Source organism: Pseudomonas sp. KCJK9058 (assembly GCF_046230975.1).
GTDB lineage: Bacteria > Pseudomonadota > Gammaproteobacteria > Pseudomonadales > Pseudomonadaceae > Aquipseudomonas > Aquipseudomonas alloputida.
This window is the reverse complement of sequence record NZ_JBJJLR010000008.1, coordinates 44,559-60,375: the sequence shown is the minus strand read 5'-3', so window position 1 is coordinate 60,375 and position 15,817 is coordinate 44,559. Positions and strand designations below refer to the sequence as shown.

Annotated in this window: 14 protein-coding genes; 12 read left to right on the top strand and 2 right to left on the bottom strand. The window is 62.4% G+C overall.

Annotated elements, in window-relative coordinates:
* Window positions 1-27: 27 nt before the first annotated feature.
* The 10 genes from mnmA (at window position 28) to ACK59Z_RS07250 (ending at window position 11,667) form a co-directional block, all read left to right on the top strand.
* Window positions 28-1,152 (top strand): tRNA 2-thiouridine(34) synthase MnmA, encoded by a 1,125-nt coding sequence (mnmA, locus tag ACK59Z_RS07295; RefSeq protein WP_003251230.1) that lies wholly within the window; start codon window positions 28-30, stop codon window positions 1,150-1,152.
* A complete protein-coding gene (gene hflD / locus ACK59Z_RS07290) occupies window positions 1,149-1,775 on the top strand; it encodes a high frequency lysogenization protein HflD (RefSeq protein ID WP_409292708.1) in 627 nt (208 codons plus the stop codon). Before mnmA ends, hflD begins: the two co-directional genes overlap by 4 nt.
* A 215-nt stretch (window positions 1,776-1,990) precedes the next feature.
* Window positions 1,991-3,361, top strand: coding sequence for an adenylosuccinate lyase (purB, locus tag ACK59Z_RS07285; RefSeq protein ID WP_003251234.1), 1,371 nt, complete (start codon window positions 1,991-1,993; stop codon window positions 3,359-3,361).
* 81 nt (window positions 3,362-3,442) lie between these two features.
* Window positions 3,443-4,609 carry a cupin domain-containing protein gene (locus ACK59Z_RS07280; protein WP_012051819.1) on the top strand — a complete coding sequence of 389 codons (1,167 nt, stop codon included), beginning with the start codon at window positions 3,443-3,445 and terminating at the stop codon, window positions 4,607-4,609.
* Window positions 4,602-5,030, top strand: coding sequence for a GNAT family N-acetyltransferase (locus ACK59Z_RS07275; RefSeq protein WP_019750911.1), 429 nt, complete (start codon window positions 4,602-4,604; stop codon window positions 5,028-5,030). The genes ACK59Z_RS07280 and ACK59Z_RS07275 overlap by 8 nt, the downstream gene beginning before the upstream one ends.
* Before the next feature lie 210 nt (window positions 5,031-5,240).
* Window positions 5,241-7,202, top strand: a complete 1,962-nt coding sequence (locus ACK59Z_RS07270; protein WP_108191742.1) for a DNA topoisomerase III — start codon at window positions 5,241-5,243, stop codon at window positions 7,200-7,202.
* 192 nt (window positions 7,203-7,394) lie between these two features.
* Window positions 7,395-8,684 carry an FAD-binding oxidoreductase gene (locus tag ACK59Z_RS07265; protein WP_108191730.1) on the top strand — a complete coding sequence of 430 codons (1,290 nt, stop codon included), beginning with the start codon at window positions 7,395-7,397 and terminating at the stop codon, window positions 8,682-8,684.
* Window positions 8,685-8,857: 173 nt separating this feature from the next.
* Window positions 8,858-9,688, top strand: coding sequence for an alpha/beta fold hydrolase (locus ACK59Z_RS07260; RefSeq protein WP_108191729.1), 831 nt, complete (start codon window positions 8,858-8,860; stop codon window positions 9,686-9,688).
* Window positions 9,689-9,888: 200 nt separating this feature from the next.
* Complete coding sequence (locus ACK59Z_RS07255) at window positions 9,889-10,752, top strand: RHS repeat-associated core domain-containing protein (protein WP_108191728.1); 864 nt, start codon at window positions 9,889-9,891, stop codon at window positions 10,750-10,752.
* 135 nt (window positions 10,753-10,887) lie between these two features.
* A complete protein-coding gene (locus ACK59Z_RS07250) occupies window positions 10,888-11,667 on the top strand; it encodes a TSUP family transporter (RefSeq protein ID WP_003251244.1) in 780 nt (259 codons plus the stop codon).
* A 68-nt stretch (window positions 11,668-11,735) separates the two neighbouring features.
* On the opposite strand, the gene nudC is transcribed toward ACK59Z_RS07250, so the two are convergent.
* Together nudC and ACK59Z_RS07240 are read right to left on the bottom strand one after the other, a co-directional pair.
* Window positions 11,736-12,566 (bottom strand): NAD(+) diphosphatase, encoded by an 831-nt coding sequence (gene nudC / locus ACK59Z_RS07245; RefSeq protein ID WP_108191727.1) that lies wholly within the window; start codon window positions 12,564-12,566, stop codon window positions 11,736-11,738.
* A gap of 36 nt (window positions 12,567-12,602) precedes the next feature.
* On the bottom strand, window positions 12,603-13,415 hold the full coding sequence (locus ACK59Z_RS07240; protein WP_108191726.1) for a crotonase/enoyl-CoA hydratase family protein: 813 nt from the start codon (window positions 13,413-13,415) through the stop codon (window positions 12,603-12,605).
* Window positions 13,416-13,565: 150 nt separating this feature from the next.
* Between ACK59Z_RS07240 and nhaB the strand changes: the two genes are divergently transcribed.
* Together nhaB and ACK59Z_RS07230 are read left to right on the top strand one after the other, a co-directional pair.
* Entirely contained in the window at window positions 13,566-15,068 is a 1,503-nt protein-coding gene (gene nhaB, locus ACK59Z_RS07235) for a sodium/proton antiporter NhaB (RefSeq protein WP_003251254.1), read from the top strand.
* Between the two features lie 146 nt (window positions 15,069-15,214).
* Window positions 15,215-15,760: a lipocalin family protein gene (locus ACK59Z_RS07230; protein ID WP_003251256.1), complete on the top strand. Its 546-nt coding sequence runs from the start codon at window positions 15,215-15,217 to the stop codon at window positions 15,758-15,760.
* The last annotated feature ends 57 nt before the right edge of the window (window positions 15,761-15,817 follow it).

The following is a 15,817-nucleotide window of genomic DNA, read 5'->3' as shown; positions in this document are numbered from 1 at the left end:
TTTCCCCCTTGATACACACCGGTACCCATGACCAGCCCAGCACTTAAAGACCCCGCCAAGACCCGCGTCATCGTCGGCATGTCCGGCGGCGTGGACTCTTCCGTCTCAGCCCTTCTGCTCATCGAGCAGGGCTACCAGGTGGAAGGGCTGTTCATGAAGAACTGGGAAGAGGACGACGGCACCGAATACTGCACCGCCCGTGAAGACCTGGCCGACGCCCAGGCCGTGTGCGACCGTATCGGCATCAAGCTGCACACCGCCAACTTCGCCGCCGAATACTGGGACAACGTGTTCGAGCACTTCCTTGAGGAATACAAGGCTGGCCGCACCCCCAACCCCGACATCCTCTGCAACCGCGAAATCAAGTTCAAGGCGTTCCTCGACTACGCCCTGTCGCTGGGTGCCGACCTGATCGCCACCGGCCACTATGTGCGCCGCCGCGATACTGGCGCGCTCACCGAACTGCTCAAGGGCCTGGACCCGAACAAGGACCAGAGCTACTTCCTGCACGCCGTCGGCGGCCAGGAAATCGCCCGCACGCTGTTCCCGGTCGGTGAACTGGAAAAGCCCGAAGTACGCGCCATCGCCGAAAAGCACGGCCTGGCCACCGCCAAGAAGAAAGATTCCACCGGCATCTGCTTCATTGGCGAGCGCCGCTTCAGCGACTTCCTCAAGCAGTACCTGCCGGCCCAGCCGGGCGACATTGAAACCACCGAAGGTGAAGTGATCGGCCGCCACCATGGCCTGATGTACCACACCATCGGCCAGCGCCAGGGCCTGGGCATTGGCGGCCTGAAAGATGCCAGTGACGAGCCGTGGTACGTGCTGCACAAGGACCTGGCCCGCAACGTGCTGGTGGTCGGCCAGGGCAACGAGCACCCATGGCTGTTCTCCCGCGCCCTGCTGGCCTCGGACATTTTCTGGGTCAACCCGGTCGACCTCGGCAGCCCACGCCAGTTGACTGCCAAGGTGCGCTACCGCCAGAGCGACCAGCGATGCACCCTGGAACGCACCGCCAGCGGCTACCGCGCCGTGTTCGACGAGCCTCAGCGCGCCGTAACGCCGGGCCAGTCAGTGGTGTTCTATGACGGCGAAGTGTGCCTGGGCGGTGGCGTGATCGAGGCTGCCGAGCCGTGGAGCCCGCGCGCATGAGCAACCTGCAGGAGCAGCTGATCGCATTGGGCGGTGTGTTCCAGGCCGCCGTGCTTGTCGACCGCATCGCCCGCACCGGCCAGGCCAGTGAAGCCAATATCGGCTGCATGCTGGGCAGCCTGCTGGTGTGTGACCCCAAAGACACCCTGGAGGTGTTCGGCGGTGACGACCTGAACCTGCGCGACGGCTACCGAGCGCTGATCGGCGCCCTCGAGCGCGACCCCAACAGCCTGCAGCGCGAGCCACTGCGCTACGCCCTGTCGATGCTGGGCCTGGAACGCCAGCTGAACAAGCGTGGTGACCTGCTGGACACCATCGGCAACCGACTGCCGCAAATCCAGTCGCAGGCCGAGCATTTCGGCCTGGTTCACGAAAACGTCATCGCTTCCAGTGGAGCCTTGTATCAAGACACCCTGAGCACCTTGCGCCAGCGCATTCAGGTGCACGGCGACATGCGCTTCCTGCAGCAGCCCAACAACGCCTCGAAGATCCGCGCCTTGCTGCTGGCCGGCATCCGCGCCGCGCGACTGTGGCGGCAACTGGGCGGGCACCGCTGGCAGCTGGTGTTTAGCCGGCGCAAGTTGCTGAACGAACTGTACGACATGATGCGCAGCCCCACCTGACGGGCTGGGCGGCCCTTTGTGGGAGCGGGCGTGCCCGCGAAGCAGGCGACGAGGTGTATGGCACCGGCTACGCCGGTGTTCGCGGGCACGCCTGCTCCCACAGGGGCTGCCACCAGATCCAAATTGGGCCGACCTTTGGTCAGCCACCCGACCCAGGCGCAATTTTCATGTATGATATGCGCCCTTCCAAAAGCCTGACTGTCCGAGAACACCCCATGCAGCTTTCTTCGCTCACTGCGGTTTCCCCTGTAGACGGCCGTTATGCCGGCAAAACCCAGGCCTTGCGCCCCATTTTCAGCGAATTCGGCCTGATCCGTTTCCGCGCCCTGGTCGAAGTGCGCTGGCTGCAGCGCCTGGCCGCCCACCCGCAAATCGGCGAAGTGCCGGCGTTCTCCGCCGAAGCCAACGCCCTGCTGGACAGCCTGGCCAACGATTTCAAGCTGGAGCACGCCGAGCGCGTCAAGGAAATCGAGCGCACCACCAACCACGACGTCAAGGCCATTGAATACCTCCTCAAGGAGCAGGCCGCCAAGCTGCCTGAGCTGGCCAAGGTCAGCGAGTTCATCCACTTCGCCTGCACCAGCGAGGACATCAACAACCTGTCCCACGCCCTGATGCTGCGCGCTGGCCGTGACGAAGTGCTGTTGCCGCTGATGCGCCAGGTCGCCGACGCCATCCGCGCCCTGGCCCACGCCCACGCCGAAGTGCCAATGCTGTCGCGTACCCATGGTCAGCCGGCTTCCCCGACCACCCTGGGTAAAGAACTGGCCAACGTCGTGTACCGCCTGGAGCGCCAGATCGCCCAGGTTGCCGCCGTGCCGCTGCTGGGCAAGATCAACGGCGCCGTGGGCAACTACAACGCCCACCTGTCGGCCTACTCGCAGATCGACTGGGAAGAGAACGCCCGCGCCTTCATCGAAGACGAACTGGGCCTGCAGTTCAACCCGTACACCACCCAGATCGAGCCGCACGACTACATCGCCGAGCTGTTCGACGCCATCGCCCGCTTCAACACCATCCTGATCGACTTCGACCGTGATGTGTGGGGCTACATTTCGCTGGGTTACTTCAAGCAGAAGACCGTTGCCGGCGAAATCGGTTCGTCGACCATGCCGCACAAGGTCAACCCGATCGACTTCGAAAACTCCGAAGGCAACCTGGGTATCGCCAACGCGCTGTTCCAGCACCTGGCCAGCAAGCTGCCGATCTCGCGCTGGCAGCGTGACCTGACCGACTCCACCGTGCTGCGCAACCTGGGCGTGGGCTTTGCCCACAGCGTGATCGCCTTCGAGGCCAGCCTGAAAGGCATCGGCAAGCTGGAAGTCAACGAAGCTCGCATCGCCGCCGATCTGGACGCCTGCTGGGAAGTGTTGGCCGAGCCGATCCAGACCGTGATGCGCCGCTTCAACATCGAAAACCCCTACGAGAAGCTCAAAGAGCTGACCCGTGGCAAGGGCATCACCCCAGAAGCGCTGCTGACCTTCATCGACGGCCTGGACATGCCAGCCGAAGCCAAGGCCGAGCTCAAGCAGCTGACCCCCGCTACCTACATCGGTAACGCGGCGGCCCAGGCCAAACGCATCTAAGCTGAGCGTCGCGTACAACGCCCGGCCTGGCCGGGCGTTTTTATTCCCGTACGAAAATTACGTTTTTTCAATAGGTTGAACATGAATCCTGATACTCCACTGCAGCTGCTCGGCGGCATCTCGGCCCGCGAATTCATGCGCGACTACTGGCAGAAGAAGCCGCTGCTGGTACGCCAGGCCTTCCCGGACTTCATCAGCCCGATCGACCCCGACGAGCTCGCCGGCCTGGCCCTGGAAGACGAGGTCGAGTCGCGTATCGTGCTGGAGCACGGCGCGCACCCGTGGGAACTGCGCCGCGGCCCGTTCAGCGAAGACACCTTCGCCGAACTGCCGGAAAAAGACTGGACCCTGCTGGTACAGGCCGTTGACCAGTTCGTTCCGGAAGTGGCCGAACTGCTGGAAAACTTCCGCTTCCTGCCCAGCTGGCGTATCGATGACGTGATGATCAGCTTCGCCGCCCCGGGTGGCAGCGTCGGCCCGCACTTCGACAACTACGACGTGTTCCTGCTGCAGGGCCACGGCCAGCGCAACTGGAAGATCGGCCAGATGTGCAGCAGTGACAGCCCGCTGCTGGAGCACGCCGACCTGCGTATCCTGGCCGAGTTCGAGCAGAGTGAAGAGTGGACCCTGGAGCCCGGCGACATGCTCTACCTGCCACCGCGCCTGGCCCACTACGGCGTAGCCGTGGATGACTGCCTGACCTACTCGGTCGGCTTCCGCGCACCGAGCGCTGCCGAAGTGCTGACCCACTTCACCGACTTCCTCGGCCAGTTCCTGCCCGACGAAGAGCGCTACAGCGACGCCGACGCCCAGCCGGTCAGCGACCCGCACCAGATCCAGCACGATGCCCTCGACCGCCTCAAGGCGCTGCTCGACAAGCACATGGGCGACAAGGACCTGCTGCTGACCTGGTTCGGCCAGTTCATGACCGAGCCGCGCTACCCCGAGCAGATCGTTGGCGAAGAGCTGAGCGAGGAAGAGCTGATCGACGCCCTTGAGCAGGGCGCCATCCTGATCCGCAACCCCAGCGCACGCCTGGCCTGGTCGGAATTCGAAGACGACCTGCTGCTGTTCGCCAGCGGCCGTAGTTGCCCACTGCCCGGCAAACTGCGAGAGCTGCTGAAGCTGGTATGTGCGGCCGACGCCTTGCACATCGACAACCTGGCCGAGTGGCTGCAGGACGAAGATGGCCTTATGCTGGTACAGCAGTTGGTCAAACAAGGGAGCCTGGGATTCGCCAATGAATAAGATCAGCGTTCGCCTCGCCGATTGGCACAAAGACAACGCCGACATCCGCCGAATCCGTGAAGCCGTGTTCGTCGCCGAGCAGCACATTCCGCCAGAGCTGGAGTTCGATTCGGAAGACCAGGATGCCCTGCACTTCCTGGCCCTGGAAGGCGACTATCCGATCGGTACTGCGCGCCTGCTGGCCGACGGCACCATCGGGCGCATCTCGGTGCTCAAGGACTGGCGTGGCCTGAAGGTGGGCGATGCGTTGGTCAATGCGGTCATCGTCGAAGCGCAGAACCGCGACCTGAAACAGCAGATGCTCAGCGCCCAGGTACACGCCACGCCGTTCTATGAGCGGTTGGGCTTTCGCGTAGTCAGCGAGGAATTCCTCGAAGCTGGCATCCCGCATGTCGACATGGTGCGCGACTCGCGCCCCTGATCCATCACCTGTGCCGGCCGCTTCGCGGGTAAACCCGCTCCTACAAGCATCACGCTTCCCTGTAGGAGCGGGTTTACCCGCGAAGAGGCCGGCACAGGCCATCTACATCCCCGCTGACAAAAAACCTGTACATCCATCCAGATAAAACTTGCCTCTGCGCCCCCGCTTGCGCATCCTATGGCCCACCACCCCGATGAAGCGTCCCCGGCCATGCGCCTGTTTCTCTGCGAAAAACCCTCCCAGGCAAAAGACATCGCCAAAGTGCTCGGCGCCAACCGCAAAGGCGACGGCTGCTGGCAAGGCACCGACATCTGCGTCACCTGGTGCATTGGCCACCTGCTGGAAACCGCCCCGCCCGACAGCTATGACGAACGTTACAAGCGCTGGAACCTGGCCGACCTGCCGATCATTCCAGACAAGTGGAAGATGCTGGTAAAGCCCAAGACCGCCAGCCAGTTCAAGGCGGTCAAGCGCCTGCTCGGTGAAGCGCGGGAGCTGGTGATTGCCACCGACGCCGACCGCGAAGGCGAAATGATTGCCCGCGAGCTGGTCGAGCACTGCCGCTACCGAGGCCCGGTGCAGCGCCTGTGGCTGTCGGCGCTGGATGACGCCTCCATCCGCAAGGCCCTGGCGCGCCTGCTGCCAGGCCACGAGACGTTCAACCTGTACCACTCGGCGCTGGGCCGCTCGCGCGCCGACTGGCTGATCGGCATGAACATGAGCCGGCTGTTCACCTTGCTGGGCCGCCAATCCGGCTACCAGGGTGTGCTGCCGGTAGGCCGCGTGCAAACGCCGACCTTGCGCCTGGTGGTCGACCGCGACCGCAGCATCGCCAACTTCGTACCGGTGCCGTTCTGGGCCATCGACGTCCAGCTGGAACACGCCGGCCAACGCTTCAATGCCCAATGGCGCGCCCCCGAAGACGTCTGCGATGACCAAGGCCGCTGCCTGAAGCAAGACCTGGCACAGCGGGCCGCCACCGACATCGGCCATGCCGGCACTGCCCGAGCGGTAAAGGTAGCGACCGAGCGTGTGCGCGAAGCAGCACCGCTGCCCTTCGACCTTGGCACCCTGCAGGAGCTGTGCTCGAAAAAGTTCGGCCTCGGCGCCCAGGAAACCCTCGACATTGCCCAGGCACTGTACGAAACACACAAGTTGATCACCTACCCGCGCAGTGATTGCGGCTATTTGCCACAAAGCCAGCACGCCGAGGCACCCGCCATCCTCGCCGCCCTGCAACGGGCCGATGCCAGCCTGGCACCGCTGCAGCCCTACCTGGAGCCGCAACGCCGCTCGCGGGCGTGGAACGACGCCAAAGTCAGCGCTCACCATGGCATCATCCCCACGGCCGCCGCCAGCGACCCCTCGCGCCTGCCGGCCAAGCACAAGGCCGTGTATACCCTGATCCGCGCCCGCTATCTGGCGCAGTTCCTGCCCAACCATGAGTACGACCGCACCCAGGCCGACTTCGACTGCACCGGTCATGCGCTGCGTGCTGTGGGCAAGCAGATCGTCGAGCCGGGCTGGCGCCGCGCCTTGCCCGAGGCGCTCACCCCGGCCAAAGGCCGCGAGGCACCACCGGCCCAGGTGCTGCCGGCGCTTCGCGAAGGCCAGGACTGCAACGTACACGGCCTGCAACTGAAAGACCTGTGGACCCAGCCACCCAAACCGTTTACCGAAGGCGACCTGATCAAGGCGATGAAAAACGTGGCCAAGCTGGTGGATGACCCTCGGCTGAAGCAGAAACTCAAGGAAACCACCGGCATCGGCACCGAGGCCACCCGCGCCAGCATTATCCAGGGTCTGCTCGACCGCGGTTACCTGGTAAAGAACGGCAAGGCGCTGTCGGCCACACCTGCGGCCTTCAGCCTGATCGACGCCGTTCCCCGCGCCATTGCCGATCCCGGCACCACGGCGATCTGGGAGCAGGCGCTGGACATGGTGCAAAGCGGCGAGATGACCCTGGAAGAGTTCGTTGCCCGGCAGTCGGCGTGGATGGGCAAGCTGGTCGAGCGTTGCAGCGGCATGCGCATGACCATCAGCGGGCCAGCGGCCGGGGCGGCCCCGCCCTGGAAGAAGAAACGTCGCGGTGGAGGTGGGAAAAGCAAAGCGGCCGGAAACAAGACAACTCCGAGCAAGCCACGACAGCCGCGGAAAAAGGCAACGTCCTGAAATTTCCGCCTTCTCACGTCCGGTCTCTCTGCGCGTGCCCCCTGTAGGAGCGGGTTCACCCGCGAAGAGGCCAGCCCAGGCAACACATTAACAACAGGCAAACCACAAAACCCGACCAACACATTGGCAGCGTGAAATTTAACTGCTAACTTTTCATGAAAATAAACACAATAATTTTCACGGAAACCCGGCATGTTCAAACAATCCGCCCAGCACGTCGCCAGTTACTACGCCCAGACCTACCCCGCCAACATCCCATTACGCCCTACCCTGCAAGGCCCCCAGGACACCGACGTGCTGATCCTCGGCGCCGGTTTCAGCGGCCTGCACACGGCCCTGCGCCTGACCCAGGCCGGCAAACGCGTAACGCTGCTGGAAGCCAGCCGGGTTGCCTGGGCGGCCTCCGGACGCAACGGTGGCCAGGCGCTGCTGGGCTGGTCGTGCGACATGCCGCCGCTGGAGCAGGCCCTTGGCCTGGAACGCACCCAACGGCTATGGGCCAGCATGTGCTGGGCCGCCGAAGAGATGCGCGAACTGCCCCAGCGCCACGGCTTCGACATCGACTACCGGCAGGGCAGCCTGTGGACTGCGGTATTGCCGCGCCGGGTAAAAATGCTCGAAGAGGCCCTGCATGATGCCGAGCATAAATGGGGTTACGACGCCCTGCGCCTGATCGGCCGTGACGAGTTGCCGCAATGGATCGACAGCCCGCGCTACCAGGCCGCGCTGTACGACGCCAAAGGTGCCCACCTCAACCCGCTGAAACTGGCGCAAGGCCTGGCCAGTACCATCGAGGCTGCTGGCGGGCGAATCTACGAACAGAGCCAGGTGCTCAGCTACCAGCAGGCTCGCGACGGCTATGTCGCCCGTACCGACCGTGGCGAAGTTCGCTGCCAGGTATTGGTGCTGGCCTGCAACGCCTACATCGACCGCCTTGACCGCAGCCTGTCGCGTCGCCTGTTGCCAGTCGGTTCCTACCAGGTCGCCACTGCGCCTCTGGATGCCGACTTGGCCCATTCGTTACTACCTCGCAACAGTTGCGTGATCGACAACCAGTTCGTACCCGACTACTTCCGCCTCACCCCAGACCACCGCCTGCTGTTCGGTGGCGGCTGCACCTACCTGGGCGGCATTCCCAAGGACGTCGCCAGCGCCACCCGCCCGTACCTGGAGCGGGTGTTCCCGCAACTGGCCGGGGTGGCCATCGACTATGCCTGGGGCGGCCATATCGATTGCAGCATCAAGCGCACCCCGGACGTCGGTCGCGAGGGCCAGCGCTACTGGCTGCAGGGCTTCTCCGGTCATGGTGTACTGCCGACCCTGGCGGCGGCGCGGGCGGTGAGTGATGCCATTCTCGGCGATGAAGACCTGTTGGCGCTGTACCAAGGCATCGACAACGGCCGCTTCCCCGGTGGCGACCTGCTGGCTGCGCCATTGGAAGCGGCGGCAAAGGCCTGGTACCGCATGCGCGACCGCGTCTGAAGGGCATCAGTATTGCCTGTGCGGGCCTCTTCGCGGGTGAAAGGGACCTCACAGTGTAGGAGCGGGTTCACCCGCGAAGAGGCCCACACAGGCAACACAACTTCCTGATACCTGCCAAAATTCTTCCTATTCTCAATAGCTCCCTTCGCTTCCTGCACTCAGGAGACACGACCATGAGCTATGTAACCACGAAGGACGGCGTACAGATTTTCTACAAGGACTGGGGCCCGCGCGATGCGCCGGTGATCCACTTCCACCACGGCTGGCCGCTCAGTGCCGATGACTGGGACGCGCAGATGCTGTTCTTCCTCGCTGAAGGCTACCGCGTGGTCGCCCACGACCGGCGGGGCCATGGCCGCTCCAGCCAGGTATGGGACGGCCACGACATGGACCACTATGCCGACGACGTAGCCGCCGTGGTCGCCCACCTGTGCACCCAGGGTGCCGTGCATGTCGGCCACTCGACCGGCGGCGGCGAGGTGGTGCGCTACATGGCCCGGCACCCTGAAGACAAGGTGGCCAAGGCCGTGCTGATCGCGGCCGTCCCCCCCTTGATGGTACAAACCCCCGGCAACCCCGGTGGCCTGCCCAAGTCGGTATTCGACGGCTTCCAGGCCCAGGTTGCCAGCAACCGGGCGCAGTTCTACCGGGATGTACCTGCAGGGCCGTTCTACGGCTACAACCGCCCAGGGGTCGAAGCCAGCGAAGGCATCATTGGCAACTGGTGGCGCCAAGGCATGATCGGCAGTGCAAAGGCCCATTACGATGGCATCGTGGCGTTTTCCCAGACCGATTTCACCGACGACCTGAAGGGCATCCAGCAACCGGTGCTGGTGATGCACGGCGACGATGACCAGATCGTGCCATACGAAAATTCCGGGGTACTGTCGGCCAGGCTGTTGCCCAATGGCACGCTGAAAACCTACAAAGGCTACCCGCATGGCATGCCAACCACCCATGCCGATGTGATCAATGCGGATTTGCTGGCGTTTATCCGTAGCTGATGCGATAGCCTGTACCGGCCCTTTCGCGGGTAAACTCGCGGGATTACGCCATCTTCGTAGGAGCGGGCTTGCCCGCGAAAGGGCCGGCACTGGCAACGCATACATAGCGCCTGCATGCAACTGACAAATATACCAGTTGTACGCACGGCTACTTTATCCGAAGGTAGCATCAATAAAATCACTGCACCGGCAGACTGATCATGCAACAAAATCCAAAGCAGCATTTATTCTATAACCTTGGCCACTTATCAGCAGCAATTGGTATAGACCAATCCATTACACTATTTTCAGCCTCAGGTACTCCACTCGCGGAGCGGTGTGCCGAAACGCTGATAACGGCAGTAAATGCGCAGAACTCCATAACTAACAGCTTACATAGTGACCGTCTTCAAAGTCTGACCTACAGCGCTTATGGGCACAGCCACATTGACCATATCCTGGGATACACAGGGCAACGTTGTGATCCCTTCACGAACCTGTACCTCCTTGGCAACGGCTACCGTGCGTATAGCCCGTGTCTCATGCGCTTTTATTCGCCTGACAACCTCAGCCCTTTTGGCAAGGGGGGGCGAAATGCATATGCCTATTGCGAGGGCGACCCAACGAACAATCTGGACCCCTCCGGCCAGATGCTGAGGAAATTTTTGAATTTCTTCAAGTTAAAACGCGACACCTCGACGCTCTCACCAAACAACAAAAACAAGTACTACAACGATGCTGTCAAGGCTACAGAAAACTTCCCTGCATTGGCCAAATTCCCCAAGTGGTATGATAGCCCACACACGCAAGGAAGACATTTAAAGAAAGCTGCAAAACTAATCAAACACAAAGAAACGCTAGAGAACTGGGAACCTGATAATGATATCAGATACATGCTCAACGATGAGGCACAAGCAGACAATATAACCACCATTTATATTCAAGAAGTTTATGAAACCGCACAAATCATTGAGAAACTATATAGCCCTCCAGAACAGGCCGTCGTCATTCATAAACTACCAACACCCCCTGCGAATTTTTCATTTCAGCCCAAACAATCGAGCGTGAGAGGTCAAACCAAGTGAACTGCCAGGCGTTAAAGCGCAAGGGCAATCTCGCAAACACCTGGCACTGGCAAGCCTAACCGGTGAGTATTACCATCTCCGCCTTCAGAGCGACCTTTGCTCACCTTTTGCCTTTCTCCCTGCGCCCAAAACCCCATGCCCTTCGAACTCACCGTAGAACCCCTCACCCTCCTGATCCTGGCGCTGGTCGCCTTCGTCGCCGGTTTCATCGATGCCATTGCCGGTGGCGGGGGCCTGCTCACCACCCCGGCCCTGCTCACCGCCGGCATGCCACCGCACCTGGTACTGGGCACCAACAAGCTCAGTTCCACCTTCGGCTCGGCCACTGCAGGTTTCACTTACTACAAACGCAAACTGTTCCATCCGGCGCAGTGGCGCCCGGCGTTGTTCGCCACCCTGACCGGGGCGTTGCTCGGCGCCGTCATCGCCCACTACATGCCAGCCGAATGGCTGAACAAGATGCTGCCAGTGATCGTCTTCGCCTGTGGCATCTACCTGTTGTTCGGCGGCACGCCCAAGGCGCCGCTGGATGCCGATGCACCGATCAAGAAAAAGTGGCAAGTGCCGCAAGGCTTCACCCTGGGCTTCTACGACGGCGTAGCTGGCCCGGGTACCGGTGCGTTCTGGACGGTCAGTACCCTGCTGCTGTACCCCATCGACCTGGTACGCGCCAGCGGCGTGGCGCGCAGCATGAACTTCGTCAGCAACATCGCGGCGCTGACGGTGTTCATCATTTCCGGGCAGGTGGACTATATCGTCGGCCTGTGCATGGGCCTGTCGGTCATGGTCGGCGCCTTTTTCGGCGCACGCACGGCGATCAGCGGCGGCAGCAAGTTCATCCGCCCGGTGTTCATCACCGTGGTGCTGGCGTTGACCGTGCGCTTAGCGTGGCAACACTGGTTCGGGCAGGCCTGAGGGGCTTTGGCAATGGAATGACCATTGCCTGCGCCCTGCGCCTAGTCGGAGCACATTGTTCACTGCAGCTAGGACGGGAAAGCAGGGATATCACAGCCCAGCCGCCGCGCAACATACAGATCGATCAGGTAACGGGCAATGGACCGCCCGGCCGGCAGCGGCGGCAGGTCGTGGACGCTGAACCACTTGGCGTCCTCGATCTCGTCCGGCTGCATGACAATCTCGCCCCCGGCATACTCGGCATGGAAACCCAGCATCATCGAATGCGGGAACGGCCAGCACTGGCTGCCGACGTACTGGATGTTCCGCACCTCCAGCGCCACTTCTTCGCGCACTTCGCGCACCAGGCAGTCTTCGGCCGATTCACCCGGCTCGGCAAAACCTGCCAAGGTGCTGTACACCCCGGTAACGAAGCGTGGCGAACGCGCCAACAGGATTTCGTCACCGCGGGTCACCAGCACGATCATGCTGGGTGAAATGCGCGGATAGCTGCGCAGGTCGCAGGGCTGGCAGTACATCGCCCGCTCCCAGCGAATTTGCGTCATCGCCTGGCCGCAACTGCCGCAAAAGCGATGCTCGCGGGCCCAGGTGCCGATTTGTGCGGCATATCCCAGCACCTTGTAGGTGTCGAAGTCGCCTTCGAGCATGAACGCACGCAGGCCGCGCCAGCTGCAGCCAGGCACATCAGTGGCGCTGCGCAGTTCCAGCAGGAACACCGGCTGGCCGTCAAAGTGGCCGATGCCGTGCTCGCACAGCACGTCGAGGTCCTGGCGCTTGAGCCAGTCGCGGGGGAACAGCGCGCCGTTGGCGTCCACCAGAAACCCTTCAGGGCTGCGGGCCACGGCCAGCCCCCCGGTCATCTGTGGGTCGAGTACTGCAGTAGTCCAGCGTGCTGACATGTCGGGGGTTCCTTTACTGCGCGTCCCCCGGCCCGATCAGTCGGCGAACGTCGGTTTCTGTTTGCTCATGTGCGCCGCCACAGCCACGCGCAGGTCTTCGGACTGCAGCATTGCGGCGTTCCAAGTGGCAATGTAGTCCAGGCCATCGTCGATGCGATGGTCACGCATGTAGCTGAGCATTTCCTTGGTGCCGGCTACAGCGATCGGCGATTTTGCGGCAATCTCGCGGGCGATGGCAAAGACGCCGTCCATCAGTGCGGCCTGATCATCATAGACTCGGTTGACCAGGCCGATGCGCAGCGCCTCGTCGGCCTCGACATTACGCCCGGTAAACGCCAGCTCCCGCATGATGCCGTCGCCAATGATGCGTGGCAAACGTTGCAATGTGCCAACATCGGCCGCCATACCCATGTCGATTTCCTTGATCGAGAACTGCGCGTCACTGCTGCAGTAGCGCATGTCGCACGCCGAGATGAGGTCGATGGCGCCGCCGATGCAGTAGCCTTGCACGGCCGCCAGTACGGGTTTGCGGCACGTGTCCACAGCGGTGAACGAGGCCTGCAGCCGCTGGATGGTCTTACGCAGGAAGCGTGCATTGCGGCCCACGTCCTTGCCCATCTGCCCAGCCAGCGAGGCCAGCATCATCAGGTCGATACCGGCGGAAAAGTGCTTGCCAGCGCCGCTGATCACCACCGCGCGCACGGCATCGGTGTCATCGATCCACTGGAAAGTGTCGACGATTTCCTCCCAGAAGGCCGCATTCATCGCGTTGACCTTCTCTGGGCGATTGATCTGAACATGGGCGACGCTGTCGGTCAGTTCGACCTTTAATGCACTGTACTCGGTCACGGGCGGCACTCCTGCGGGCGAAAAGTTCATGGTCCGGATGTTAACTCATGCCGATGACCGTACTTGTGCCAAAAACGGGACTGTATGCCTTGCCTAAGGCGCAATGATCCGGCACCGTGCGCCATCGCTGAATCATAAGGATACATATTCATGTCGCGCTCCCTGACCGGCGCCCTCGCTCACGGTTTCCTGGGCCAGTCGCCGCTTTGGTACAAAGCGGTCATCTGCCTGTTCCTGGTGCTCAATCCGCTTCTGCTGGCAACCATTGGCCCGGCTGCAGCCGGGTGGGCGCTGGTAATCGAGTTCATCTTCACCCTGGGCATGGCGCTGAAGTGCTACCCGCTGATGCCCGGCGGATTGTTGCTGATCGAAGCCCTGCTGTTGCAGATGACCACGCCGCAGGCACTGTACGAAGAACTGCAGCACAACTTCCCGGTAATCCTGCTGCTGATGTTCATGGTCGCCGGTATCCATTTCATGAAGGAACTGCTGCTGTTCCTGTTCTCGCGCATTCTGCTGGGTGTGCGTTCAAAAGCCATGCTGTCGCTACTGTTCTGCGTACTGTCGGCATTCCTTTCGGCGTTTCTCGATGCGCTGACGGTGACGGCCGTGATCATCAGCGCCGCGGTCGGCTTTTATGCGGTCTACCATCGCGTGGCGTCCGGCGCCAACCCGCGTGAAGACAGCGCACTGGACAGCGACCAGCAAGTGGCGCAGTTACACCGTGACGACCTGAACCAGTTCCGCGCGTTCCTGCGCAGCTTGCTGATGCACGGCGCAGTGGGTACCGCCCTGGGTGGCGTGTGCACGCTGGTGGGCGAGCCGCAGAACCTGCTGATCGGCCACGAGATGGGCTGGCACTTCGCTGACTTCTTCCTCAAGGTGGCGCCCGTGTCGATACCGGTGCTGGGTGCCGGCCTGCTGACCTGCGTGTTGCTGGAGAAGCTGCGCCTGTTCGGCTACGGCACGCTGATGCCTGAGACAGTGCGCCAGGTACTGGCTGCCTATGCCGCCGAGGACGATGCCGCACGTACCCAGGCCCAGCGCATCGCGCTGTGGGTACAAGGGCTTGCTGCCCTGATCCTGATCATCTGCCTGGGGCTGCATGTGGCCGAGGTCGGCCTGATCGGCCTGATGGTGATCGTACTGATCACAGCCTTCACCGGCATCACCGACGAGCACCGCCTGGGCCGTGCCTTCCAGGACGCCATGCCATTCACTTCGCTGTTGGTGGTGTTCTTTGCCGTGGTCGCGGTGATTCATCAGCAACAATTGTTCAGCCCATTGATCAGCTGGGTGCTGACGCTGCCGGCCGAACAGCAACCGGGCATGCTGTATCTGGCCAACGGTTTGCTGTCGGCGATCAGCGACAATGTGTTCGTTGCCACCATCTACATCACCGAAGTGAAGCAGGCATTTCTCAACGGCAGCATGAGCCGCGAGCATTTCGAAACACTGGCGGTGGCGATCAACACCGGCACCAACCTGCCAAGCGTGGCGACGCCGAACGGGCAGGCGGCGTTCCTGTTCCTGCTGACCTCGGCCATTGCGCCGCTGATCCGGCTGTCGTATGGGCGGATGGTGTGGATGGCGCTGCCCTATACCGTGGTGATGGGCGGGTTGGGATGGTGGGCGGTGACGTACTGGCTGTGAGGCAGGCCTGTGCGGACCTGTGCGGGCCCTTTCGCGGGTAAACCCGCTCCTGCACGGGTTTACCCGCAGGCAATATCGCCTACAACTTTTTCCCCGCACAGGCGTCGAAACACAGGTACGCCCCATCCGCTCCAAGGAGGTCACCCATGGCGCTGCGCACTACACTGCTGCTTTCCTGCATGACCCTGGCCCTGCTCGGCTGCGCCGGCAACGATCACCCGGCACCGCCGCGCACCCAGCAGGTCGACTTGCAACGCTACCAGGGCACTTGGTATGAACTGGCGCGACTGCCGATGTTCTTCCAGCGTAACTGCGTGAAGTCCGAGGCGCGCTATGGCTTGCGCGAGGACGGCCGTATCGATGTAACCAACCGCTGCCAGGAAAAGGACGGCCAGTGGAATGAAGCCAAGGGCATCGCCGAGGCTCAGCAACCGGGCAGTACCGACAAGCTGTGGGTGCGCTTCGACAACTGGTTCAGCCGCCTGGCACCGGGCCTGACCAAGGGCGAGTACTGGGTGCTGTACCACGACAAGGACTACCGCGTGGCACTGGTCGGCCACCCCAACCGCGAGTACCTGTGGCTGCTTTCGCGCACGCCAGCGGTCACCGACCAGCAGCGCGAGCAACTGCTGACAATCGCCCGAGAGCAAGGGTATGACACCAGCAAGCTCATCTGGCGACAGGATAACTAGCGGGCCGTCGACGGCGGGTGGCAATCCGGCTAAGGTGTGCGCCCCGTATCACCTTGG

Excerpts from the sequence above, each read along its gene's own strand:
- ACK59Z_RS07230 (WP_003251256.1), top strand. The coding sequence starts at position 15,215 with ATGGCGCTGCGCACTACACTGCTGCTTTCCTGCATGACCCTGGCCCTG.
- nudC (WP_108191727.1), bottom strand. The coding sequence starts at position 12,566 with ATGTCAGCACGCTGGACTACTGCAGTACTCGACCCACAGATGACCGGG.
- hflD (WP_409292708.1), top strand. The coding sequence starts at position 1,149 with ATGAGCAACCTGCAGGAGCAGCTGATCGCATTGGGCGGTGTGTTCCAG.
- ACK59Z_RS07255 (WP_108191728.1), top strand. The coding sequence starts at position 9,889 with ATGCAACAAAATCCAAAGCAGCATTTATTCTATAACCTTGGCCACTTA.
- purB (WP_003251234.1), top strand. The coding sequence starts at position 1,991 with ATGCAGCTTTCTTCGCTCACTGCGGTTTCCCCTGTAGACGGCCGTTAT.
- ACK59Z_RS07275 (WP_019750911.1), top strand. The coding sequence starts at position 4,602 with ATGAATAAGATCAGCGTTCGCCTCGCCGATTGGCACAAAGACAACGCC.
- mnmA (WP_003251230.1), top strand. The coding sequence starts at position 28 with ATGACCAGCCCAGCACTTAAAGACCCCGCCAAGACCCGCGTCATCGTC.
- ACK59Z_RS07280 (WP_012051819.1), top strand. The coding sequence starts at position 3,443 with ATGAATCCTGATACTCCACTGCAGCTGCTCGGCGGCATCTCGGCCCGC.
- nhaB (WP_003251254.1), top strand. The coding sequence starts at position 13,566 with ATGTCGCGCTCCCTGACCGGCGCCCTCGCTCACGGTTTCCTGGGCCAG.
- ACK59Z_RS07270 (WP_108191742.1), top strand. The coding sequence starts at position 5,241 with ATGCGCCTGTTTCTCTGCGAAAAACCCTCCCAGGCAAAAGACATCGCC.
- ACK59Z_RS07265 (WP_108191730.1), top strand. The coding sequence starts at position 7,395 with ATGTTCAAACAATCCGCCCAGCACGTCGCCAGTTACTACGCCCAGACC.
- ACK59Z_RS07250 (WP_003251244.1), top strand. The coding sequence starts at position 10,888 with ATGCCCTTCGAACTCACCGTAGAACCCCTCACCCTCCTGATCCTGGCG.
- ACK59Z_RS07260 (WP_108191729.1), top strand. The coding sequence starts at position 8,858 with ATGAGCTATGTAACCACGAAGGACGGCGTACAGATTTTCTACAAGGAC.